Source organism: Micromonospora psammae (assembly GCF_036902725.1).
Lineage (GTDB): Bacteria > Actinomycetota > Actinomycetes > Mycobacteriales > Micromonosporaceae > Micromonospora.
The window spans coordinates 1-21,974 of record NZ_JBAKHM010000039.1 but is presented as its reverse complement, the minus strand read 5'-3'; the positions used below and the strand labels follow the sequence as shown (position 1 = coordinate 21,974).

Below are 21,974 nucleotides of genomic sequence, written 5' to 3'. Positions count from 1 at the left end.
GCACGCCCCGACCATCTGGTCGGGGGCGTTCCTGCGCCGCTGCGTCACCTGCTACCACTGCGGGTTGGACGTCTGCATCGGCGACCAAACCGCCCTGGTGGCGTCCACCCTGACGTTCTGCGAGGCCTGTCCCTGACCGCGCCGACGCGACCTCTACCGGCTCGGCGCCTCGGCGGTCACGCCCGCCGAAGGGGACCGCGCCGGTGCCGGTGTCGCCTCAGTCGGCCGGCCCGCCGACGTGGCGTCGGTGACCGCGGCCGCGGTCGACTGAGGGAATGCCTGGGCCGCGAGCTTCGCCCCGTGCACGTCGCGATCACCGGGCCCGGCAGACGTCTGGCCGGCCTCCGGACGGTCGCCGCGAGCGCCTTCCTCCCGGCCGCCGCCCGTCTCCCGCCACTCACCGTCAAGGGTGACGGCGGGACGATCCCCGTCGCCGTGGACGTTGCCGTCGGCCCGTGCCGCTCCGGCGCCCTGCTCGGTGGCGTAGTCGTCGACCACTCGGAACGCGTACGCAGCGGGCGTGTGGGCCCGGTCGACGAAGCCGGGCACCTGCCGCAGCAGATCGCGCACGTCGTGCCCGGCGCGCTCCAGTTGGTCGAGCTTGTAGGCCAGCGCCGGCCACGCCGCCGAGGCGATGACCCGCTCCGCCCGGTCTGCGGTCCACACCTCCCGCACGTGCGCTGCCATCGCCTCCTGGCGCTCCTGGGGGGTGCGGCGTGGCTCGCCGGCGTTCTCGGGCCGGGCCTCCGCCGGCTGGCCCTCCGCCGGCCGGTCGACGTCGTCCATGGCGGCGCGGTCGAGCTGGTCGGACAGCCACGCCTCGTCCCCTGGCCGGGCACCGGTCTGCGGGTCGACGTGGACGCCGCGTTCGGCGAGTCGCACGACAATGACCCGCTGGGCGGCCTGGGCGCGCGGGTCGGTGGCCGCCCATTCGGCGCTGGCCCGCCAGGCTCGGGCGATGTCCTCGGCCGACGCCTGCCGCCACCATGATGGCCGGGTCGCCGGCCGCCACACGGTCGCGCTGGCCTGCTGTGCCGCGCGCACCTGGGCGCGGATCCGGCGGGCCTGTTCCTCGCTCGCCCGGGCGGCGCGTTGCAGCTGGGGTGAAAACGATCTCGGGCTCGGTGCCGTCGTGGGACCGCACGAGTGCGGCGAGCGGGCCGGCCCCGGTGCCGGGGCGTACCGCGAGGACGAGCCCGGCGGGGCGGGCCGCCCGCTGGGTGCGCCGCACCGCGTCGTCCAGGCTCTTCAGCAGGCGGCGGCACTCGTCGAGGAAGACGTGTCCCGCGGGGGTGAGCTCAACGCGGCGGCTGGTCCGCTCCAGGAGGCGGACGCCCATCCGGCGCTCCAGCCGGGCGACGGCCCGGGACAGGGGCGGCTGCGCGATGCCCAGCCGCTGTGCCGCCCGGCCGAAGTGCAGTTCCTCGGCGACGGCGACGAAGTACCCGACTTCCCGCGTCTCCAGACGATCCATGCCCTCACGGTATCGCCGGATACCGCAATGGTCATGGCTGTCGGGCTGCCTCCGAGGTCCACTTGCTGCGGGGCCATCACGGGATCGACTCTCCCGGCCGGCCCCGGCGACGGGCACCGGCACACCGGGCCCGGACACGACGGCGTGGGGAGCTAGCACCCGATGAACGACGAACGCAGGGTCCAGCAGGTTCTGGCCCGGTACGTGCGCGCGACGGACCGCCGTGACGGCAGGGCGCAGGGCGCCCTGTTCACCGACGACGCGATCGTGCAGATCCACACCAGGACCGGTCCGGACAGCTACGAGCCGGTCGGCGAGCCGCTGATCGGCGGGGCGGGCGTGGAGTACGCGGTCACCAACTTCATGCCCCCGCACCCGCCGGGCGGTGCCAGCCACCACACCACCTCCGACCACATCATCGACATCGACGGCGACCGGGCGCACCTGAACGCCCAGTTCATCGTCTTCGAGGTCCGCGCCGCCGCCCGCCCGGCCGACGGCTGGCCGGCCGGTGTCTCCGGCGCGCAGGGCAGCGTGCGGCCCATCGAGTCCGGTTATTACGACACCGCGCTGCGCCGGATCGACGGCGAATGGAAGATCGTGCATCACCGTGTCCTGTTGGACATGCCGATCGCTCTGCCGGGATCCTGATGAGGGCGATGGTGTACCGCCGCTACGGCGGCCCCGAGGTCCTCGAGCCGGCCGAGCTGCCCGAGCCGAAGACCCACGTGGACTCGGTCCTGGTGCGGGTGCGGGCCGCCGCGCTCAATCCCGCCGACCTGGCACTGCAGGCGGGTGCGCTCGACGCAGCGGTGGAGACGTACTTCCCGGTGGTTCCCGGCTGGGACATCGCCGGCGTGGTGCAACGTTCCGGTCCCGCGGCCCCGGAGTTCGCCGCCGGCGATGAGGTGATCGGCTACGTCCGGGGTGACGTGCAGCGCGCCCACGGAGGGCTGGCCGAGCTGGTCTCCGCCGACGTGCGCACCCTGGCCCGCAAGCCGCGCACCATGGATTTCGCCGAGGCCGCGGGTCTGCCGCTGGCCGGACTGACCGCCTACCAGGCCGTCGTGCACACCCTCGGGGTCGGCGCGGGCGAGACCCTGCTCGTGCACGGGGCGGCCGGCGGGGTCGGCTCCCTGGCGGTGCAGATCGCCAGGTCGCGCGGCGCCCGGGTGATCGGCACCGCCGCGCCGCGCGACCACGACCACCTGCGCTCACCGGGGGCCGAACCGGTCGGTTACGGCGCGGGGGTCGCCGACCGCGTCCGGGCACTGGCCCCCCAGGGGGTGCAGACGGTCCTCGACACCGCCGGCGGCGGCACGCTCGCCGCGCCGGCGGCGGCCGCCCGCCCCGACGCGCGGGTGGCTTCGGTTGCCGAGGTCGGCGTGCCGGGCGTCGTCGCGGTCTTCTGCCGGCTGGACCACGCCGACCTCACCGCGTTGGTGCGGTTGGCCGAGGCCGGCGAGCTCGCCGTCCGGGTCGGTGCCCGCTATCGGCTGGACCGGGCGGCCGAGGCGCAGCGCGCCCTGGCGGCCGGCGGCAATGCCGGCAGGGTCGTCATCGAGGTCTGCTGAGCCGCGCCACAGCGCCGCCCGGTCGACTGCGGCGCGGCACCACGGTCAGAGCGCGTCGGGGCGGCCGAGCGCCGGGTGCCGCTGGCCGGGCTGGGCGTGCCAGGTCGGCGCGTCCGCCCGGACCGTGGTGTCGATCCGCAGGCGCGCCCAGTCGTCCAGCTCCGGCAGGTCGTCCGGGGCGAACCAGCCCACCTCCGTCGACTCGTCGCCGTCGGGCCGGGCGGTGCCGCCCACCGGACTGCAGCGGAACCAGATGTTGAGGTACTCGCAGGCGTCGCCGTTGGGGTAGAGCACCGGGTGGGTGGCCACGCCGCCGATTCCCTCGACGCGCACGCGCACGCCGGTCTCCTCGTACACCTCCCGCAGCACCGCGTCGGCGGGCTGCTCGCCGGGGTCGATGATGCCGGCGGGCACCGACCAGCGGCCGTTGTCGCTGCGCCGGGCGAGCAGCACCCGGCCGGCGTCGTCGCGGACCACGGCGCTGACCCCGGGCAGCAGGAGCAGGTCGTGTCCGACGTGGGCGCGCAGCTTCGAGACGTACGCGGGGACGGCCACGCCGCCCACGCTAGCCGGTGGCGCCGCGGCGCCGGCGGGGCCGTCCCGGCGCCGGTGACGATCACCCGGCACTAGACTTCCGACCCGATGGACGTCCAGCCCACCACCGCCGACACCCGTCCCTGCGCCCACTGTGGACGGGAGGTGCCGCAGCGCGCCGGCGCGGGCCGGCCGTTCCGCTACTGCCGGGACAACGACGGGGCCTGCCAGCGGGCCTCCCGCAACTCCCGGATGCGGCACCGCAACGCCCCCGGCCTGCCCGGCCAGGTGGCCCGCACCTGGGAGGCGGTGGACCGGCTCGACCAGATCGTGGAGTCCTTGACCGAGGCGCTGCACGCCGAACTCTCCCCGGTCGGGGTGGAGCGGCAGCTCGCGCAGCTGCGCGCCGAGACCGCCACCGAGGTGGCGCGGGCACACACCGAACGCGACGACGCCCGCCGCGACGCCGAGACGGCCGAGGCCGAGGCCACCCGCGCCCGGCAGGAGGCCCGCGCGGCCATCGCCGAGCGCGACGACGCCCGAGGCCGCGCCGAGCAGGCCGGCGAGCGGGCCGCCGCGGCGCGGGAGCGCGCCGAGTCCGCCGAGGCCGACCGGGACACGGCCCGCCGGGACGCCAGCGCCGCCGAGGCGCTGCGGGTGCAGGCCGAGCGGGACCGCGACGCCGCCCGGCACGAGCTGCGCACCCTGCGCGCCGAGCGGGACACCGAACGGCAACGGGCCGCCGACCTGACCGTGGAACGCGACGCCGCCCGCGCCGACGCGCAGCGGGCCACCGCCGCCGCGGCCGAGGGGCTGCGCCGGGCCGAGCAGGCGAGCGCCGAGGCCGCGCGGGCGCGTACCGACGCCGACCGGCACCGCGACGAGGCCGGCCGAGCCCGCGAGGAGGCCGGTCAGGTCCGGGCGGCGGCCGAGGCGGCGGCCCGCGACCGGGACGCGGCGCGCGCCGCCGCCGAGCAGGCCCGGCAGGAGAGCGCCGCGGTGTCGGCCCGGGCCCGCGAGGAGCTGGCCGCGGCGGCCGGGCAGCGCGACGCCCTGGCCGGTGAGCTGGCCGCGGCGCGGCAGGCCGGCGCCGCCGCCCAGGCGCGCCTGAGCGAGCTGGAGGTACGCCTGAGCGCCGTCGAAGCCGACCGGGACGCCGCGCAGCGCCGCGCCGCGCAGCTCGCCGACCAGGTCAGCGACCTCGCCGCCGCGCTGGCCCGGCTCGGCGCCCCCGGTCAGGGCAGCTGACCAGCCGGCGCCGCCTCGACCTGCACCCGGGTGTCGTGGAAGGTCGGCCCGCCACCCAGGTCGGTGTCCCGCACGCCGGTGACCGCGTTGACGGTGCTGCCCCCGGGGCTCAACCGCGCCCAGTACGCCTTGTAGGTGAACGCCAGCCCGGGCCGGGTCGCGTCGTCCACGGCGACGGTGGCGAGGAACTCGCCCCGGTCGTTGTGCACCCGCGCCGCATCGCCGTCGGCCAGCCCCCGGGCGGCGACGTCGTCGGGGTGCAGGTGGACGCGGGGCGGGCCGGTGCGGTCGCGGTGCCAGGACAGCGACGCGAAGGTCGAGTTCCGGCCGGCCGGGGAGATCAGGGCCAGCGGGAACCGGCGGGCCAGCTCGGTGTCGGCGCCCTCGGCCGGCGGGGTGTAGCCGACCGGCCGGCTCATGTTGATCGACCGGGGCGGTGGGGCCGGCATCCCGGCCGGGGTGGCGACCCGGCCGGGGTCGATGCGGTGGTGGCGGGCCATGGCGCATGCCATCGCCGTGTCCGTGCGGCGGGGAGCCCGTCGGCGGGCCGGGACCGGGGCCCCGCCGGTCAGTGGATGCCGGCCATCAGCCGGGAGATGTGCCGGCTGAACATCACCGCGCCCACGCCGAGGGCCACCGACGCCAGCCCGAAGGTGAGGAAGTAGGTGGGTTCCGGCCAGGTCTCGGCGAGCCGGGCGACCTGCCCGCCGATCGCGTCGCCGACGGCGGTGGCCAGGAACCACAGGCCCATCATCTGGCTGGCGTACTTGAGCGGGGCGAGCCGGGTGGTGGCGGACAGGCCCACCGGGCTCAGCGACAGCTCACCGGCGACCTGGATGGCGTACACGGCGACCAGCCACCACGGGGAGACCCGGTCGCCGCCGACGGCGGCCTGCGCGGCGGCGGCCATCAGCACGAACGACAGGCCGTTGAGGACCAGGCCGACGGCGAACTTCGCCGGCGTGGAGACCCGGTGGCCCACCCGGACCCAGAGCAGGGCGGCCAGCGGCGCCCCGATGATGATCAGGATCGGGTTGACCGACTGGAGCCAGGAGGCGGGGAAGGTGAAGCCGAGCACGTCCCGGTCGGTCCGGTCGGCGGCGAAGATGTTCAGCACCGACCCGGCCTGGTCGTAGATCAGCCAGAACGCGGCGGCGAAGACGAACAGCCACAGGTAGGCCTTCATCCGGCTGCGTTCGGTCCCGCTGATCTCCCGGTCGGTGAGGATGCGGGTGAAGTACCCGATGGTGACCAGCACCGTGACGATGGTGAGCAGGTTGACCACGCTGTTGACGGTGAACAGGCCGGCCAGCGCGAGCACGGCCAGGGCCAGCAGGATCGCCAGCACGGCCAGGCCGACGCGGGTCAGCGCGCGGCGGCGGTCGGCGCCGAGCAGCGGGTCGGCGGGGCGCGCGCCGGCCTCGCCGAGGTTGCGCCGGCCCAGCACGTACTGCAGCACCCCGAAGGTCATCCCGACGGCGGCCGCCCCGAACCCGAGATGCCAGTTGATCTTCTCGCCGAGGAAGCCGGTGATCAGCGGGGCGATGAACGCGCCCAGGTTGATGCCCATGTAGAAGATCGAGAAGCCGGCGTCGCGGCGTGGGGAGTCCCGGTCGTACAGGTCGCCGACCATGGTGGAGATGTTGGGCTTCAGCAGCCCGGTGCCGAGCACGATGAGGCCCATGCCGGCGAAGACGCTGCCGTCGACGGGGACCGCCATCACGTAGTGCCCGGCGGCGATGACGACACCGCCCCACAGGACGCTGCGCCGGGCCCCGATGAGCCGGTCGGCGACCCAGCCGCCGGGCAGCGCCATCAGGTACACCATGGCGTTGTAGGTGCCGTACACGGCGTTGGCGGTGGACCCGTTCAGGCCGAGGCCGTCGTCGGCGACCTCCGCGGTCAGGTACAGCACCAGGATCGCGCGCATGCCGTAGAAGCTGAACCGCTCCCACATCTCGGTGAGGAACAGGGTCGACAGCGCCCGCGGGTGACCGAAGAAGGTCTTCCCGCCGGGCGGCCGGGCGTCGACCGGCGCGTCACTGGTCATCGTCACCTCCCGCTCACCTGGGCGGCTAACATCCCCGGTGAACGCCGAAACACTCCACCGATTCGACCCGGCCGGGGACGACCCCGCCGGGTCGTGGGCATGGCCGGTTACCCTTGCACGGGTCACCCGCGCGCCGGGTCAGCCGATCCGGGCGGGAATGCCCCGGTGGAGACGGGTCGTTACACCGAGAAGACCAGCACCACGAACGAGGGGAAGTCGATCATGGGCGAGCGTATGCTGCGCGGAAGCCGGTTGGGCGCGGTCAGCTACGAGTCCGACCGCAACACGGAGCTCGCGCCGCGACAGACCCGCGAGTACCTGTGCGCCAAGGGCCACCAGTTCGAGGTCCCGTTCGCTGTCGACGCCGAGGTCCCCACGACCTGGGAGTGCAAGTTCGACGGCAGCGTCGCCCGTCTCGTCGACGGCACCGAGCCGGAGCAGAAGAAGGCCAAGCCGCCGCGTACCCACTGGGACATGCTGCTGGAGCGGCGTTCCATCGCCGAGCTGGAGGACATCCTGGCCGAGCGGCTCCAGGAGGTCCGCACCCGCCGCGGCCGCGCCTGAGCCGACCGGCCGCACCAACCACGACGGCGCCCCCCGGGAGATCCTTCCGGGGGGCGCCGTCGTGTCGGCGTGTCAGGGGCGACGCGGCTGCACGATCTCACCCTCGATGGCCCGGCCCGCCTCGACCACCTCGGCGTCGACCACCGGCCCGGCGACGGTCGGCTCCGGCGCGGGCTGCGCGTCGGCGCGGCGTACCTTCACCCGCCGGGGCCCGAACAGGTCACCGGCGACCATCGACGACACGCGGCGCTCGGTGGCACGTTGCACCCCGGCGCGCGCCAGCCGGCGCACCGGCGGCACCAGCAGCACCAGCCCCACCACGGCGGTGACCAGCCCCGGCACCGCCAGCAGCAGCGCGCCGACCAGACCGACCAGCCCGTCGGTCACCTGCGGCCCGGGCGGCTGCCGGGACTCCACCGACGCCCGGAACCCCCGCCAGGCGCGCATCCCCTCCCGGCGCAGCAGCACCAGCCCCAGCAGGGAGGCCGCGAAGCCCAGCAGGACCGCCGAGCCGTACCCGATCGTCCGGCCCACGCCGACGAACGCGACCAACTCCACCAGCACCGCCAGCAGCAGGGCCAACGGCACGAACCTCAGGTATCGGCGCATCTCACCTCATCGCGTCGCGCGGGCGCCCCGCCGGTGAGAACCGGACACGGGGTGAAGGGACATCCCGCCTCTCCAGCATGACACGCCGGCGCTCAGGGCCACCGTCGGTGACCACGCCGGGTCCGCCGCACCCGCCGGTCCCGCAGCCCCCAGGTGGTGATCCGCCACAACGCCTCCGCCACGATCAGCGGGCTCATCTTGCTCGCCCCGCGTTCCCGCTCGGCGAAGGTGATCGGCACCTCCACGATCCGCACCCCGGCCCGGTGCGCCAGCCGGGACAGCTCCACCTGGAACGAGTACCCCTGCGAGCGGACCGAACGCAGCTCCATCGCCTGCAACGCCGCCGCCCGGTACACCCGGTAGCCGCCGGTGGCGTCGGAGACCGGCACACCGAGCGCGAGCCGCGCGTACAGGTTGCCGCCGCGCGAGAGCAGCAACCGGCGCAGCGGCCAGTTCGTCACCCGCGCCCCCCGCGTCCACCGCGACCCGATGACCACGTCGGCGTCCCGGGCGGCGCGCAGCAGCGCCGGCAGGTCCTCCGGGGCGTGCGAGCCGTCGGCGTCCATCTCCACCACCGCGTCGTAGCCGCGCTGACGCGCCCACGCGAACCCGGCCAGGTACGCCGCGCCGAGGCCCTCCTTGCGGGGGCGGTGCAGCACGTGCACGCGCGGGTCCGTGCCGGCCAGGGCCTCGGCCAGGGCTCCGGTGCCGTCGGGGCTGTTGTCGTCGGCGACGAGGACGTCCACGGCCGGGGCGACCCGGCGGACCCGGGCGACGACGTCGGTGACGTTGTCGGCCTCGTTGTAGGTCGGGATCACCACCAGCACCCGCCCCACCCCGGGGTGGCCGCCGTCGGCTGCCTCGGTCACCGCATCCTCCGCATCTGCCCCGGCGGGGCCGGCGTGGCGGCCTAACCGTCCGGGTCGACCTCGCGGCGGCGGGCGCGACGCGGCACGGCCGCGCCGACCAGCGCGGCGACGGCCAGGCCGACCAGGGCCACCTCCGGCCACACTCCCGCCCGGCTGGCCGGGGTACGCCCGTCGGCGAGCACCATCTCCCGGAGGACCACCGCCCGGGTGTTGAACCCGGTCGCGCCGCTTACCCGCCCGTCGGGGGTCACGAACCCGGACACCCCGACCGTGGAGGCCATCAGCGCGCCGCGGCCGTGCTCGACCGCGCGCAGCCGCACCATGGCCAACTGCTGGCGGGCCTCGGCGACGTCGAAGGTCGCGTTGTTGGTCTGCACCACCAGCAGCTGCGCGCCGCCGTCGACGGTGTCGCGGACGAGGCCGTCGTAGGCGACCTCGAAGCAGATCACGTCGCCCAGCACGGCCGGGCCGGCGCGCACCACGCCCGGTGTGGTGCCGGCGACGAAGTCGTTGCGGATCCGGTCGACCTGGGAGCTGACCATCCGGGCCACCTCACGCAGCGGCACGTACTCGGCGAAGGGCACCGGGTGCCGCTTGACGTACAGCTGGTCCAGGTCGGCGCCGGTGCCGGGCTGCCAGAGGATGCCGGCGTTGCGGACCTCGCCCTCGCCGGGACCGAGCAGCACCGCGCCGACGAGGATCGGCGCGCCGATCGCGTCGGCGGCGGCGGAGATGCGCTGCCCGGCGGCGGCGTTGCGCAGCGGGTCGATGTCGGAGGAGTTCTCCGGCCACACCACCAGGTCGGGTCGGACGGCGGTGCCGGCGGTGACCTGCGCGGCCAGCTCGATGGTGGCCTCGACGTGGTTGTTGAGCACCGCCTGGCGCTGGGCGTTGAAGTCCAGCCCGAGGCGCGGCACGTTGCCCTGCACGACGGCGACGGTGACCGTGCGGCCGCCCCCGGCCACGCCGGTGGGCACCAGCAGCGCACCGCCGGTGACGGCGAGCAGCACCGCGCCGAGGAGAGCCACCGGCGCCCAGCGCCGCACGTCGCGGCCGGGCCAGCGCCGCCAGGCCGCGGCGAGCAGCAGCCCACCGGCCAGCGCCACCGCGAAGCTCACCAGCGGGGCGCCACCGAGCCGGGCCAGCGGCAGCAGCGGGGAGCTGTCCTGGCTGAACGCCAGCCGCCCCCACGGGAACCCACCGAACGGGGTGCGGTCGCGCAGCGCCTCCTGGCCGACCCAGAGCAGCCCGGTGACCGCCGGCCAGCTCCACCGGTGTCGGTCCACCAGCGGGGACACCCAGGCCGTCGCCGCGCCGAGCAGCGCCAGGTAGCCGGCCTGCAGCAGGGACAGCAGCGTCCACGGCAGGTAGCCGGTGTGCAGGTTGGTCCACTCCAGCAGCGGCGCGAACAACGCCACCCCGGTCAGGAAGCCCAGGCCCGCGCCGGCGCGCAGCCGCCGCCGGTGCGCCGCGGCGGCCAGCAGCGCCACCCCGACCGGGGCCAGCGGCCACAGCCCGTACGGGGGGAACGCCAGCAGCAGCGCCACCCCGGCGGCCACGGCCATCGGCACCGCCGCGCGCAGCGGCAGGGCACGCCCGGCGCCCGTCGCGCGTACCCCGTCGGGGGTACGGGTCTCATCCCGGTCGAGCGTCGTCACCGGCACCTCACCACGATCACGCGCCGAAGGCTACCCGGCCTGCGCCGGAAGGCGCCGCCGGCCGGGGGCGGTTGTCGTGTCGTACCCGGCTGGCACCGTGAGCCGCATGACAGGGCCCGCGACGGTGACGTACGTGCTGATCCCCGGCGCCGGTGGTGCCGTCGCCTACTGGCACCTGCTCCTCGACGAGCTGCACCGGCGGGGACGGCAGGCCGTGGCCGTGGAGCTGCCCGCCGCCGACCCGCACGCCGCGCTGCCCGAGTACGCCGCCACGGTCCGCGCCGCCGTCGACGGGCACCCGCAGGTGGTGCTGGTGGCGCAGTCCCTCGGCGCGTTCACCGCGCCGCTGGTGGCCGACCACCCGGCGGTGCGGCTGCTGGTCCTGGTCAACCCGATGATCCCCGCCCCGGGCGAGACGGCGGGCCACTGGTGGGCGGCGACCGGCCACGCGCGGGCCCGCGCCCCGTACGTCACCGCGCAGGGCCGCGACCCCGACGCCGGCGTCGACCTGGCGGTGGACTTCTTCCACGACGTGCCCGCCGAGGTGACCGCCCGGATGCTCGCCGGCGGCAGCGGCGACGAGTCCGAGGCGGTGTTCGTGCGACCGAACCCGCTGCGCCGCTGGCCCGACGTGCCGACCCGGGTGGTCACCGGCCGCGACGACCGGTTCTTCCCGGCGGACTTCCAGCGTCGCCTCGCCGCGCAGCGGCTCGACGTGCGGCCCGACGAGCTGCCCGGCGGCCACCTGCTGGCGCTGAGCCAGCCACGCCGCCTGGCCGACCTGCTGGAGCGCTACGCGCGCGGTGGGTGAACAGAAATCGGGGCGCGGCATGCGCCGCGCCCCGATGCTCCCAGGCCCTTCCCGGCCGGTGGGGCGAGAATGAGCGGCGCCGACCTTCGGACCGACCTGACGCGGACTGGCTGTCCCCGCCTGGCCGTTGTCTACTGGCCGTGCCTTTCACCCTGCCCGTACACCGGTAACCGCGGCCGGTTCGCGCCGCCCCGCCGACCCCCGCCCGCTGGACCTGGCCGCCGCGACGAAGTGCACCGTGTCGCTCGGCCAGCGGACGAAGGGACGAAGCGAACAACAGCCGCTTCCCGTAGTAGGACTCAAAGACGGTACGGCTTACACCCCGTCCGCTGTCAACCCACCCCCGGCCAGTCGTGTCTTGCACCACGGCGTGTCGCGTCGGCGCGTCTCAATCCGTGCCCAGGTGGCGGCGCAGCAACGCCTGCGCCGCCCGTGGATGATCTCCGGCGAGCAGACCACCGGCGGCCAGCACGTAGTCGACGTCCACCACGGACCGCGCCGCGCGCGGCAACGGCCACCCGCCGGCGTGGTCGCCCAGCACGGCGGCGAGGACCCCTTCGGCGTCGGCGGCCGCGGCGTGACGCAGCACACCACCGGAGCCGACCATCAGCCGCACGTCGCGCAGGTCCCGGCCGGCGCGTTCCCCGGTCGCCGCGCCCCGGGCGTGCCGGCGCAACGCCACCGTCGCCGCCAGCGCCGCGATCCGCCGGTCGGCGGCCCGCTCGGCCGCCCCGTCGGCGAGGAACCCCGGATCGGCGGCGCGCACCGCCGCCGCCGCTGCCAACCCGTCCTGCTCCCCCGGGCCCAGCAGGCGCTCCTCCACGGCGGCGCGGACCACCCCGGGGGCGCTCCACCGCATCCCCAGGTCCCCCTCGACGGTGCGGGCCCGCCACAGCGTCCCGGCGACCTCCCGGCCCGCGCCGGTGGCCCGCTCGTCGGGGGTGAGCACCGAATACACGTCGGTGGTGGCCCCACCCACGTCCACCACGGCCAGGTCCCCGCCGAGGGCGTCGGCGAGGACCTCCACCCCGGTCAGCACCGCGTCCGGGGTGGCCGCGCGCACCAGGCGGGCGAACCGGCTCCCCCGCGACAGCCGCTTACCGCCGATGACGTGCCGCAGGAACACCTCCCGGATCGCCGAGCGCGCCGACGCCGCGGCGAGCACCCCGATGCGGGGCAGCACGTTGTCGGCCACCGTCACCGGCACCCCCGCGGCGGCCAGTAGGGCGTGCAGGTCGTCGCGGACGTCGGTGTTGCCGGCCAGCACCGTCGGCACCCGCCAGCGGGCCTTCGCCAACCGGGTCGCGTTGTGCGTCAACGTCTCGGCATCCCCGCCGTCGGTGCCGCCGACCAGCAGCACCACGTCGGGGCGCGCGGCCCGTAGCGCGGCCAGCTCGGGCGCGCCGAGGCGGCCGGCGGCCACGTGCACCACGTTCGCCCCGGCGGACAGGCCGACCCGACGCCCGGCCTGCGCGGTCACCAGCGGCTCGTAGCCGACCACGGCCAGCCGCAGCCCCCCACCGGCCGACGAGCACACGTAACAGGGCACGTCGCGCACGCCGAGCCCGGCGGTGGCCGCCGCCACCGCGGCGTCCAGGCCGTGCAGCACGTCCGTGCCGACCGTGGTCGGCGCCGACGCCCCCGCGACCAGCGCGCCCGCGTCGAGGTCCACCACCGTCACCTTCGTGTACGTGGACCCGACGTCGGCGCAGACGGCGAGACTCACGCCGGCGGCGGGACGACCACGGTGCCGGTCGCGGTGACCGCCACGATCGGCGGGTCGAGCACCTCCGCCGCCGACTCCGAGCGCTCCGGCCGGCCCCGGCACACCACCCGCGCCTCGAAGTCGATGGTGCGGCTGCGGGTACCCACCCGGGTCACCGTCGCGACCACCTCCAGCACGTCCCCGGCCCGCATCGCGCCGCGGAACTGCACATCCGAGTACGACGCGAACAACCCCTCGTCGCCGTCGGTGCGGATGCACACCTCCGTGGCCACATCCCCGAACAACCCCAGCGCGTACGCCCCGTCGACCAGGTTCCCCGCGTAGTGGGCGTGCGAGTACGGCACGTACCGCCGGTGCGTGACGGTCAGACCGACCCGGGAATCACTCATGCCTTCGCCTTCTTGCTCGTGATCAACGCGTGCACCAGGTAACTGGCCACCTCACCCGGGGTGGTGCCCCGGCCGAAGATCCGGTCCACGCCCAACTCGCCGGTCATCGTCTCGTCGAACCGCGGCCCGCCCACGATCAGCAACGGCCGACGCCCCGCCGGCATCGCCTCCCGGAACGCCGCCGACATCTCCCGGGTGTTGTGCAGATGCGCGTCGCGCTGCGTCACCACCTGCGACACCAGCACCGCGTCGGCCTTCTCCTGCCGGGCCGCCTCCACCAACTCCGGCACGCTGACCTGCGCGCCCAGGTTGGTGACCTTCAACTCCCGGTAGTACTCCAGGCCCTTCTCCCCCGCGATGCCCTTGACGTTGAGGATCGCGTCGATGCCCACGGTGTGCGCGTCCGTGCCGATGCACGCCCCCACCACCGACAGCTTGCGCCGCAACCGCTGCTTCACCACCGCGTTGACCTCCTTGGCGCTCAGCAGCGGGAAGTCCCGCTCCACCACCTGCACCGCCGCCAGGTCCACCAGATGGTTCACCCGCCCGTACACCACGAAGAAGGTGAACCCGTCACTCATCGGCTTGGCGTGCACCAGCATCGCCGGGTCGATGCCCATCTTGTTGGCCAGCTGCACCGCCGCGCCCTCGGCCCGCTTGTCGTGCGGCACCGGCAACGTGAACGACACCTGCACCATGCCGTCACCGGTGGTGTCCCCGTACGGCCGGACGATCGTCTTGTCGCTCATGCCGCCGGACCCTCCAGGATGTCGGTGGCCGGGTTGTAGTAGTCGGCCTCGTGCGCGGCCACCCCGGCCAGGCCCTTGCCCCGATCCGCGGGCCGCTTCATGATCCCGAACGTGCCCTCGGCGATCGCCGTCAACAACGACTGGTCACCGATGCGCTCCAACAGATCCAACGCCTCACCCAGGACCCGGTTCGCGCGCTGCTGGATGAACCCGCCCGGCGCCGGCACGAAGTCCTCGTGCAACCCACCCGCCGCGCCCAGCACGTACCGCACGTTCTGCAGGGCGATGTCCCGGTCCGACAACCACGGCGTCACCACCGCCTCGGTCATCATCCCCACCAGCAGGATGCCCTGCCCCGTCATCGTCCCCACCAGGTTGAAGAACCCGTCGAGCAGATTGCCCCGGAACACGTCACCGGTCATGTGCTTCGTCGGCGGCATCCACTTCAACGGCGCGTCCGGGAACAACTCCCGCGCCAGCAGCGCGTGCGCCAACTCCAGGCGCAACGACTCCGGCACATCCGGGTTGATCTCGAACGCGTGGCCCAGCCCCAACTGCCAGTCCGCCAACCCCGCCTCGTGCGCGAAGTACTCGTTGAGCAGCTGCGACACCGTCACCGTGTGCGCCTCGTCCACCGCGTCCGCGGTGGTCAGGTAGTTGTCCTCACCGGTGTTGATGATGATCCCCGCCCGGGCGTGCACCTGCCGGGAGAACCGCTGGTCCACGAACGTGCGCACCGGGTTGATGTCGCGGAACAGGATCCCGTACATCGAGTCGTTGAGCATCATGTCCAGCCGCTCCAGGCCGGCCAGCGTCGCCATCTCCGGCATGCACAGCCCCGAGGCGTAGTTCGTCAACCGCACGTACCGGCCCAGCTCCCGCGACGACTCATCCAGCGCGGCCCGCATCAGCCGGAAGTTCTCCTGCGTCGCGTACGTGCCCGCGAAACCCTCCCGGGTCGCCCCCTCCGGCACGTAGTCCAACAGCGACTGCCCCGTCGACCGGATCACCGCGATCACGTCCGCGCCCGCCCGCGCCGCCGCCTGCGCCTGCGGAATGTCCTCGTAGATGTCCCCGGTCGCCACGATCAGGTAGATCCACGGCCGCTGCTTCGGATCCCCGTACCGCTTCACCAGCCGGTCCCGCTCGGCCCGGCGCCGGTCGATCTGCCGCACCCCGGCCGCGACCGCCTTCCGCGCCGCCCGGCGGGCCGCCGTGGCGGCCTTCCCGGTGGGCTGCGTGAACCGCACCGACCCCGCCGCCGCCTTCTGCGCCAGCAGCGTCACATCGGTGATCTGCTCCCGGGCCAGCGCGTCGAACACCGGCGCCGCCACCCCGTGCCCCAGCCCCACATCCGCCACCACCGCGTCGACCAGCCGGTTCACCCACGGAATACCGTCCGGGTCCGCGCCGCTGACCCCCGCCAACCGCAGCACCGCCCGCTCCACCGACACCGTGGTGTGGCTGCGCGCCAGCTCCACCACCGGCCGCCCGGCGCGGCGCGCCAACTCCCGCGCCCGGGCCACCAGCACCGGATCCAGGTCAAGCTTGCCCGTCACGAATTGCCTTCCTCGTAGATGACCTCACCGCGCAGCACCGTGCGCCGGCACACCGGCAACGGCGTCGGATCCAACGGACCCCGCAGCTCCGGGTCCTCGGCCTGCAACACCGGCAGACCACGGTCCACCCCCGCCGGCGTCGACCACACCGCGAACGTCGCCGGCGCGCCCAACGCCAGCACCCCCTCGTTGTCCAGGTGCACCGCCCGCCAACCACCCCGGCTGTGCGCGGCGAACGCCGCCCGCACACTCATCCGCTGCGCCGGATTGTGATGCGCCACCGCCGCCCGCACCGAACCCCACGGATCCAGCGGCGTCACCGGCGAATCCGACCCGAAGGCCAACGCCACCCCGACCGAATGCATCGCGCCCATCGGATTCGACGCCAACGACCGCGACAGGCCCAACCGCGCCTCGTACATCCGGCCCGCGCCACCCCACAACCGGTCGAACGCCGGCTGCATCGACGCCACGATCCCGTACTCCACGAACCCGGCGATCAACCGCTTGTTCATGAGCTCGGCGTGCTCGATGCGGTGCCGCGCCGCCCGCAACCGGTCCACGCCCAACGTCCGCGCCGCCCCGGCGAACCCCTCGAGCACCGTGCCGATCGCCGCGTCACCGATCGCGTGGAACCCGCCCTGCACCCCGTGCGCCGCGCAGTCCACCAGATGATCGCGCACCTGCTCCGCGGTCACGTACCCGTGCCCGCACGCGCCCGGCTCACCGTCGAGGTACGCCGCCGACACGTGCGCCGTCCGCGACCCCAACGCCCCGTCGGCGTACAGATCCCCGCCCGCGCCGACCGCACCCAGCTCCCGGGCCTTCGCCGCGCCCAGCAACTCACCCCAGTACCCGTACACCTCCGGCACCCCGGCACCGGAGATCGCCAACAGGCCGGTGAAGTCCGCCTCGTCCGACGTACCCGGCCCGCCGCACTCGTGCACCGCGGCGATGCCCAGCGACGCAGCGTGCCGCAACGCCGCCCGCTGCGCCGCCACCCGCTGCGCCGCCGACACCGAGCCCAGCGCCGCCTCCCGCACCACATGGTGCGCATCGCGCCGCAGCCACCCCGACGCGTCGTAGCCCGCCGCGCCCGCCGCCTCCGGACAGGCCGCCAGCAACGCCGCCGACACCAACGCCGAATGGATCGACGCCTGCGACAGGTACACCCGCCGGCCACCCGCCGCCCGATCCAGCGCCGCCGCGTCCGGCAGCGCCGGATCCGACCAGTTCGACTCGTCCCACCCGTGCCCCAGCACCACACCGTCACCGGGCACACCCGCCGCGAACGCCGACACCGCGTCCAACAGCTCACCGGCCGACCGCACCCCCGACAGGTCCAGCCCCGACAACGCCAGACCCGTGTCCGTGGCGTGCACGTGCGCGTCCACGAACGCCGGCGTCACCAGCGCGCCGTCCAGCTCCACCACCCGGTCGGCGGCCGGCGCGTCGGCGTCCGCCCCCAACCAGGCGATCCGGCCGTCGGACACCAGCAGCGCCGTCGCGCTCGGCTCCGCCGGACAGTGCAGCGTCCCGCCGCGGTACAACGTCGAGGGGTTCGTCATGGCACTCAGTCTGCCGCCAGCCGCGACTCGAACAGCGCACGGACCCCCGGCTCCGAGCGCAGCAGACCCAACGCCAGCTCCGCGTGCCCCGGCACGTACCCGTTGCCCACCAGCATCGTCACGTCCGCCGCCAGTCCCTCCGCGCCCAGCGCCGCCGCCGCGAAACTCGTCGCCATCGAGAAGAAGATCACCGTGCCGCCGTCCGCGGTGGCCAGCACCGCCCCGTGCTCACAGCCCGGCACGTCCACGCAGACCACCGTCACGTCCGCCGGCGCGCCCAACGCCGTGGTCACCGCCGTCGACAACGCCACCGGATCCCGGGCGTCGGCCAACGCCACCACCGACGCCAGCCCGGCGGCCGTCAGCGCGTCCCGCTCCGCCGCCACCGGCACCACCCCGACGGTACGAGCCGCGCCCGCCCGCCGCGCCGCCGCCAGCGACAGCGAACCGCTCTTGCCCGCCCCGCCGATCACCGCGACCCGCACCGGCGTCGGATCACCGGAGCGCTCCCGCCCCTCCACGTACCCGGCCACCACACGCGCGGTCAACGCCGGCGCCCCGCACACGTCCAGCACCGCCAGGGACAGCTCCGGGTGCAGGTCCTCCGGCAGCACCGCCGCGATCGACCGGGCGAACAGGATCGCGTACCCGTCGCACGGCACCTGCTCGCTGCGCCCGTCCCAGCGGGCCAGCCCGTCCAGGACGGTCAGCGGGGTCAGCGTCAGCGACACCAGCGTCGCGACCCGGTCACCGACCCGCAGCCCCAGCGGCGAGCGGCGGCCGGCCTCCTCCACGGTGCCGATCAACATGCCACCCGAGCCGGTCACCGGGTTCTGCATCTTGCCCCGGGTAGAAATGATCTCCAGCACCTCGGCGCGGACCTTCTCCCCGTCCCCGCCGTGCTTCTCCGACAACTGCCGGAAGCTCGCCGCGTCCAGGTTCAACCGCTCCACCCGGATGCGCACCTCGTTCGGCGCGATCCGCGGGTCGGCGTCCAGCCGCCACGCCGCCTGCGGCAGCACCCCCGCCGGTTCCACAACGCGGTGCAGACCCACCGGTGACGTCACGCCGACCTCCCCTGTCCAACCGCCCGAACCCCCGGTCAGGGCTCGCGTCGCGGGAAAACTTACGGCAGACTAATTTCTTCACCGGATATTTTCCAGTAGCCTTCGGGGTCGCTGATCATCCGCACCACGCAACGAGGAGGGGCCGTGACCCAGACCCAACCGGTTGAGACCATCCCTCAGCCCCGTCACGCCCCGGTCGCCGTACCGACCGCCGGGCAGCCGTACGAATACCGCCGCAGCCCCCTGGTCGAACCCGACTGGACCCGCTTCCCCGGCTGGCGCCACATCACCCGCGACCAGTGGGAGAACGCCCAGTGGCAGCGCGTCAACTGCGTCAAGAACATCAAGCAGCTGCGCACCGTGCTCGGTGACCTCGTCGACGAGACCTTCTACGCCGACCTCGAGGCCGACCAGAAGGCCCTGGCCACCATGTCCATGCTGGTGCCGCCACAAATGATCAACACGATGGTCCCGTTCGCGCCGATGACCACCGAGGCGTTCCTCGCCGACCCGATCCGGCGCTACATGATCCCCGTCGCCTCCGACCGGCGCACCGACTGGCCCTCCCACCCGTACGCCAGCCGCGACTCCCTGCACGAGCACGACATGTGGGTCGCCGAGGGCCTCACCCACCGCTACCCCACCAAGGTCCTCGCCGAACTGCTCTCCACCTGCCCGCAGTACTGCGGCCACTGCACCCGGATGGACCTCGTCGGCAACTCCACCCCCGCCGTCGACAAGCTCAAGCTCACCCTCAAGCCCGTCGACCGGTACGACGCCCACATCGCCTACCTCAAGGGCCACCCCGGCGTCCGCGACGTCGTCGTCTCCGGCGGCGACGTCGCCAACGTGCCGTGGCGCAACCTCGAGTCGTACCTGATGCGGCTGCTGGAACTGGAGACCGTCCGCGACATCCGGCTCGCCACCAAGGCGCTCATGGGCCTGCCCCAGCACTGGCTCCAGCCCGACGTCGTCGAGGGCCTGGAACGGGTCGCCCGCACCGCCGCCCGCCGCGGCGTCAACCTGGCCATCCACACCCACGTCAACCACGCCCAGTCGATCACCCCGCTGGTCGCCAAGGCCGCACAGACCGCCCTCGACGTCGGCGTCCGCGACGTCCGCAACCAGGGCGTGCTGATGCGCGGCGTCAACGCCACCGCCCCCGACCTGCTCGACCTCTGCTTCGCCCTCCAGGGCGAGGCGGGCATCCTGCCGTACTACTTCTACATGTGCGACATGATCCCCAACGCCGAGCACTGGCGGGTCCCGGTCTGGCACGCCCAGCAGCTCCAGCACGACATCATGGGCTACCTGCCCGGCTACGCCACCCCGCGGATCGTCTGCGACGTCCCCTTCGTCGGCAAGCGCTGGGTGCACATGCTCACCGAGTACGACCGCGAGCGCGGCATCTCGTACTGGACCAAGAACTACCGCACCTCCATCGAGTCGGCCGACCTGGAGGCGCTGAACAAGCGCTACGCCTACTACGACCCGATCGACACCCTCCCCGCCGCCGGCCAGCAGTGGTGGTCCGACCACCGCAACGACTGACCTACGCACCACCCCCGGCACCCCCGTACGGCCCACCGGCCGGCGGGGGTGCCGACTTTCCACCCCGGCCCCACTCACCGACGCTAGCGTCGGAACATGCGGCCCCCACCAGCCGACCGCCCCGAGGCAGCCGACCGGGTCACCCCCGTCGAACTCTTCTTCGACGTCGTCTTCGTCCTCACCACCATCCAGCTCGCCCAGCTCCTCGAGGCCGACCTGACCTGGACCGGTCTGGGCCGCGTCGTCCTGATCTTCGGGCTGCTCTGGTACCTCTACACCGGCTACGTCTGGCTCACCAACCACGTGCCGCCCCGCCGGACCGGCCGCAAACTCCTGATCTTCGCCGGCATGGCCGGCTTCCTGCTCACCGCCGTCGCCCTGCCCGACGCCCTCCACGGCGGCGGCCTGATCTTCGGAAGCGGCTACCTGATCGTCGTCCTCGTCCACCTCACCCTGTTCGCCCGCAGCAGCGTTCGCGCCAGCGTCCGCCGCCTCGCCCCCTACAACCTCAGCGCCGCCGTGCTGGTCCTCGCCGCCGGCCTGCTCACCGGCCCCGCCGTACCCGCCCTCTGGACCGCGGCCGTGCTCGTCCAGAGCGTCCTGCCCTACCTGACACCCCGCCACTCCTGGATCGGCATGGCCGCGAGCTTCCAGGTCAGCGCCGCCTACTTCGTCGAACGGCACGGCCTGCTGCTCATCGTGGCCCTGGGCGAAACCGTCATCGCCATCGGCATGGGCGTGCCCCTCGACCACCTCGGCCCCGACACCGCCGGTGCCGTCGTGCTGGCCCTGGCCCTGCCCGCCGCCCTCTGGTGGACCTACTTCACCGACGCCCCGCGAACCGAGCACGCCCTCGCCGACGCCCCACCCGCCACCCGCACCCGGCTCACCGCCCACACCTACGTCTTCGGGCACTTCGTGCTGCTGCTCGGCGTCATCCTCACCGCCACCGGGCTGCACGCCGTCGTCGCCCACCCCGACGAACCCGCCGGCTGGCCGACCGCGCTCGCCCTCGCCGGCGGACCGGCGCTCTTCCTCGCCGGCATGGTCGACGCGCGTCGCACCTTCGGCACCGGCCGACTGACGGGTCGCCTCGCCGTCGCCGCCCTGATCCTGCTCAGCACCCCGATCGGCGCCACGGTGAACGCCGTGCTGCAGCTTGCCCTGGTAACCGCCCTGCTCACCGTGATGCTGATGGCCGACCGCCGCGAGCACGACGAGGCGGAGGTCAGGCCCGCGGCGCGTACATGATCACCGCGACGCCGACCAGGCAGATCGCCGCCCCGGCCAGGTCCCAGCGGTCCGGCCGGAACCCGTCCACCACGATCCCCCACGCCAGCGACCCCGCCACGAACACGCCGCCGTACGCGGCCAGGATCCGGCCGAAGTGCGCATCCGGCTGGAAGGTGGCCACGAAGCCGTAGCAGCCCAGCGCGATCACCCCGGCGGCGATCCACCACAGGCCGCGGTGCTCCCGCCAGCCCTGCCACACCAGCCAGGCTCCGCCGATCTCGGCGAGCGCGGCAAGCGCGAACAGCAGCAGCGAACGGGCGACCAGCATGCCCACACGCTAGTCGAGGGCCTGGGCGGCCCCCCGGGTCTGCTGCCTTCGCTCCTGGCCAGGCCGACCGCGCCTGGCGATCAACTTGTCCTTGTGCGCGGCCTCGCACCCTCTAGTGCATCCTAGGACGCTAGGTATGGTCGCCAAGTTGGGCGGTTGGCGGGCCCGGATATTGATTGTGCGCATGGTCCCCGCTGCCAGGACCACCGTCGACGGCGCGCGGCGCGGCTCCGGTCGCGCACACGGGCAGGGACGGCATCCGGCGCGGCGCCACCCGCCAAGATCGTGCTCGATTCAGGAAATAGGGGCCTCGAACTGGCGAGGAAGCCCCTACTTCCTGGATCGAGCGTGATCACGGAGGGCGCGGGGACCGCACGCGGCGCGATAGGACCGCCCGTAGTTTCCAGACCGAA

At 74.3% G+C, this 21,974-nt stretch carries 21 protein-coding genes and 1 pseudogene; 7 read left to right on the top strand and 15 right to left on the bottom strand.

Annotation, left to right across the window (positions count from 1 at the left end; translation table 11 throughout):
* Positions 1 to 153 precede the first annotated feature (153 nt).
* Complete coding sequence (locus tag V6U79_RS28450; protein WP_334616551.1) at positions 154 to 882, bottom strand: hypothetical protein; 729 nt, start codon at positions 880 to 882, stop codon at positions 154 to 156.
* 457 nt (positions 883 to 1,339) lie between these two features.
* Positions 1,340 to 1,474: pseudogene (locus V6U79_RS29915) on the bottom strand (LysR family transcriptional regulator); the annotation flags it as partial.
* A gap of 162 nt (positions 1,475 to 1,636) precedes the next feature.
* Between V6U79_RS29915 and V6U79_RS28440 the strand changes: the two are divergent.
* Together V6U79_RS28440 and V6U79_RS28435 are read left to right on the top strand one after the other, a co-directional pair.
* Positions 1,637 to 2,125, top strand: coding sequence for a nuclear transport factor 2 family protein (locus tag V6U79_RS28440; RefSeq protein ID WP_334616550.1), 489 nt, complete (start codon positions 1,637 to 1,639; stop codon positions 2,123 to 2,125).
* Positions 2,125 to 3,048 carry an NADP-dependent oxidoreductase gene (locus tag V6U79_RS28435; protein ID WP_334616548.1) on the top strand — a complete coding sequence of 308 codons (924 nt, stop codon included), beginning with the start codon at positions 2,125 to 2,127 and terminating at the stop codon, positions 3,046 to 3,048. Before V6U79_RS28440 ends, V6U79_RS28435 begins: the two co-directional genes overlap by 1 nt.
* A 45-nt stretch (positions 3,049 to 3,093) precedes the next feature.
* Here V6U79_RS28435 and V6U79_RS28430 read toward each other — a convergent pair whose 3' ends face one another.
* Positions 3,094 to 3,603, bottom strand: a complete 510-nt coding sequence (locus tag V6U79_RS28430; RefSeq protein WP_334616546.1) for an NUDIX hydrolase — start codon at positions 3,601 to 3,603, stop codon at positions 3,094 to 3,096.
* An 87-nt stretch (positions 3,604 to 3,690) separates the two neighbouring features.
* On the opposite strand from V6U79_RS28430, the gene V6U79_RS28425 reads away from it, so the two are divergent.
* Positions 3,691 to 4,830 carry a coiled-coil domain-containing protein gene (locus V6U79_RS28425; RefSeq protein ID WP_334616545.1) on the top strand — a complete coding sequence of 380 codons (1,140 nt, stop codon included), beginning with the start codon at positions 3,691 to 3,693 and terminating at the stop codon, positions 4,828 to 4,830.
* Here V6U79_RS28425 and V6U79_RS28420 read toward each other — a convergent pair.
* Both V6U79_RS28420 and V6U79_RS28415 read right to left on the bottom strand, forming a co-directional pair.
* Positions 4,818 to 5,342: a molybdopterin dinucleotide binding domain-containing protein gene (locus V6U79_RS28420; protein WP_334530430.1), complete on the bottom strand. Its 525-nt coding sequence runs from the start codon at positions 5,340 to 5,342 to the stop codon at positions 4,818 to 4,820. The genes V6U79_RS28425 and V6U79_RS28420 overlap by 13 nt on opposite strands.
* Positions 5,343 to 5,398: 56 nt before the next feature.
* Complete coding sequence (locus tag V6U79_RS28415) at positions 5,399 to 6,880, bottom strand: peptide MFS transporter (RefSeq protein ID WP_334530433.1); 1,482 nt, start codon at positions 6,878 to 6,880, stop codon at positions 5,399 to 5,401.
* A 222-nt stretch (positions 6,881 to 7,102) separates the two neighbouring features.
* Here V6U79_RS28415 and V6U79_RS28410 point away from each other — a divergent pair, with 222 nt between their 5' ends.
* On the top strand, positions 7,103 to 7,444 hold the full coding sequence (locus V6U79_RS28410; protein ID WP_007070998.1) for an RNA polymerase-binding protein RbpA: 342 nt from the start codon (positions 7,103 to 7,105) through the stop codon (positions 7,442 to 7,444).
* 72 nt (positions 7,445 to 7,516) lie between these two features.
* Here the strand turns inward: V6U79_RS28410 and V6U79_RS28405 are convergent, their stop codons facing one another.
* The 3 genes from V6U79_RS28405 to lnt all read right to left on the bottom strand — a co-directional run bounded on the left by V6U79_RS28405 (position 7,517) and on the right by lnt (position 10,580).
* Positions 7,517 to 8,053 carry an FxsA family protein gene (locus V6U79_RS28405; protein ID WP_334616544.1) on the bottom strand — a complete coding sequence of 179 codons (537 nt, stop codon included), beginning with the start codon at positions 8,051 to 8,053 and terminating at the stop codon, positions 7,517 to 7,519.
* Positions 8,054 to 8,145: 92 nt separating this feature from the next.
* Entirely contained in the window at positions 8,146 to 8,922 is a 777-nt protein-coding gene (locus V6U79_RS28400) for a polyprenol monophosphomannose synthase (protein ID WP_334616543.1), read from the bottom strand.
* A 41-nt stretch (positions 8,923 to 8,963) separates the two neighbouring features.
* The gene (gene lnt, locus V6U79_RS28395) at positions 8,964 to 10,580 is read right to left on the bottom strand and encodes an apolipoprotein N-acyltransferase (RefSeq protein ID WP_442933365.1); all 1,617 of its coding nucleotides are present in this window, start codon (positions 10,578 to 10,580) and stop codon (positions 8,964 to 8,966) included.
* 106 nt (positions 10,581 to 10,686) lie between these two features.
* Here lnt and V6U79_RS28390 point away from each other — a divergent pair, with 106 nt between their 5' ends.
* On the top strand, positions 10,687 to 11,391 hold the full coding sequence (locus V6U79_RS28390) for an alpha/beta fold hydrolase (RefSeq protein WP_334616541.1): 705 nt from the start codon (positions 10,687 to 10,689) through the stop codon (positions 11,389 to 11,391).
* Positions 11,392 to 11,779: 388 nt separating this feature from the next.
* On the opposite strand, the gene V6U79_RS28385 is transcribed toward V6U79_RS28390, so the two are convergent.
* The 6 genes from V6U79_RS28385 to kdd are packed head-to-tail and all read right to left on the bottom strand — an operon-like array spanning position 11,780 to position 18,449.
* Entirely contained in the window at positions 11,780 to 13,117 is a 1,338-nt protein-coding gene (locus V6U79_RS28385; protein ID WP_334616540.1) for a glutamate mutase L, read from the bottom strand.
* Positions 13,114 to 13,506 carry a 3-aminobutyryl-CoA ammonia lyase gene (kal, locus tag V6U79_RS28380; RefSeq protein ID WP_334616539.1) on the bottom strand — a complete coding sequence of 131 codons (393 nt, stop codon included), beginning with the start codon at positions 13,504 to 13,506 and terminating at the stop codon, positions 13,114 to 13,116. Before kal ends, V6U79_RS28385 begins: the two co-directional genes overlap by 4 nt.
* Positions 13,503 to 14,255, bottom strand: a complete 753-nt coding sequence (gene kamE / locus V6U79_RS28375; protein ID WP_334616538.1) for a lysine 5,6-aminomutase subunit beta — start codon at positions 14,253 to 14,255, stop codon at positions 13,503 to 13,505. The genes kal and kamE overlap by 4 nt, the downstream gene beginning before the upstream one ends.
* The gene (gene kamD / locus V6U79_RS28370; RefSeq protein ID WP_334616537.1) at positions 14,252 to 15,814 is read right to left on the bottom strand and encodes a lysine 5,6-aminomutase subunit alpha; all 1,563 of its coding nucleotides are present in this window, start codon (positions 15,812 to 15,814) and stop codon (positions 14,252 to 14,254) included. Before kamD ends, kamE begins: the two co-directional genes overlap by 4 nt.
* On the bottom strand, positions 15,811 to 17,382 hold the full coding sequence (locus V6U79_RS28365; RefSeq protein ID WP_334616536.1) for an amidohydrolase: 1,572 nt from the start codon (positions 17,380 to 17,382) through the stop codon (positions 15,811 to 15,813). Before V6U79_RS28365 ends, kamD begins: the two co-directional genes overlap by 4 nt.
* A gap of 5 nt (positions 17,383 to 17,387) precedes the next feature.
* Positions 17,388 to 18,449 (bottom strand): L-erythro-3,5-diaminohexanoate dehydrogenase, encoded by a 1,062-nt coding sequence (gene kdd, locus V6U79_RS28360; RefSeq protein WP_503629767.1) that lies wholly within the window; start codon positions 18,447 to 18,449, stop codon positions 17,388 to 17,390.
* Between the two features lie 144 nt (positions 18,450 to 18,593).
* Between kdd and V6U79_RS28355 the strand changes: the two genes are divergently transcribed.
* Positions 18,594 to 20,000: a KamA family radical SAM protein gene (locus V6U79_RS28355; protein WP_334616535.1), complete on the top strand. Its 1,407-nt coding sequence runs from the start codon at positions 18,594 to 18,596 to the stop codon at positions 19,998 to 20,000.
* Between the two features lie 96 nt (positions 20,001 to 20,096).
* Positions 20,097 to 21,251 (top strand): low temperature requirement protein A, encoded by a 1,155-nt coding sequence (locus V6U79_RS28350; RefSeq protein ID WP_334616534.1) that lies wholly within the window; start codon positions 20,097 to 20,099, stop codon positions 21,249 to 21,251.
* On the opposite strand, the gene V6U79_RS28345 is transcribed toward V6U79_RS28350, so the two are convergent.
* Complete coding sequence (locus tag V6U79_RS28345; RefSeq protein WP_334616533.1) at positions 21,229 to 21,561, bottom strand: YnfA family protein; 333 nt, start codon at positions 21,559 to 21,561, stop codon at positions 21,229 to 21,231. The two genes, V6U79_RS28350 and V6U79_RS28345, sit on opposite strands and share 23 nt — an antisense overlap.
* Positions 21,562 to 21,974: the final 413 nt, after the last annotated feature.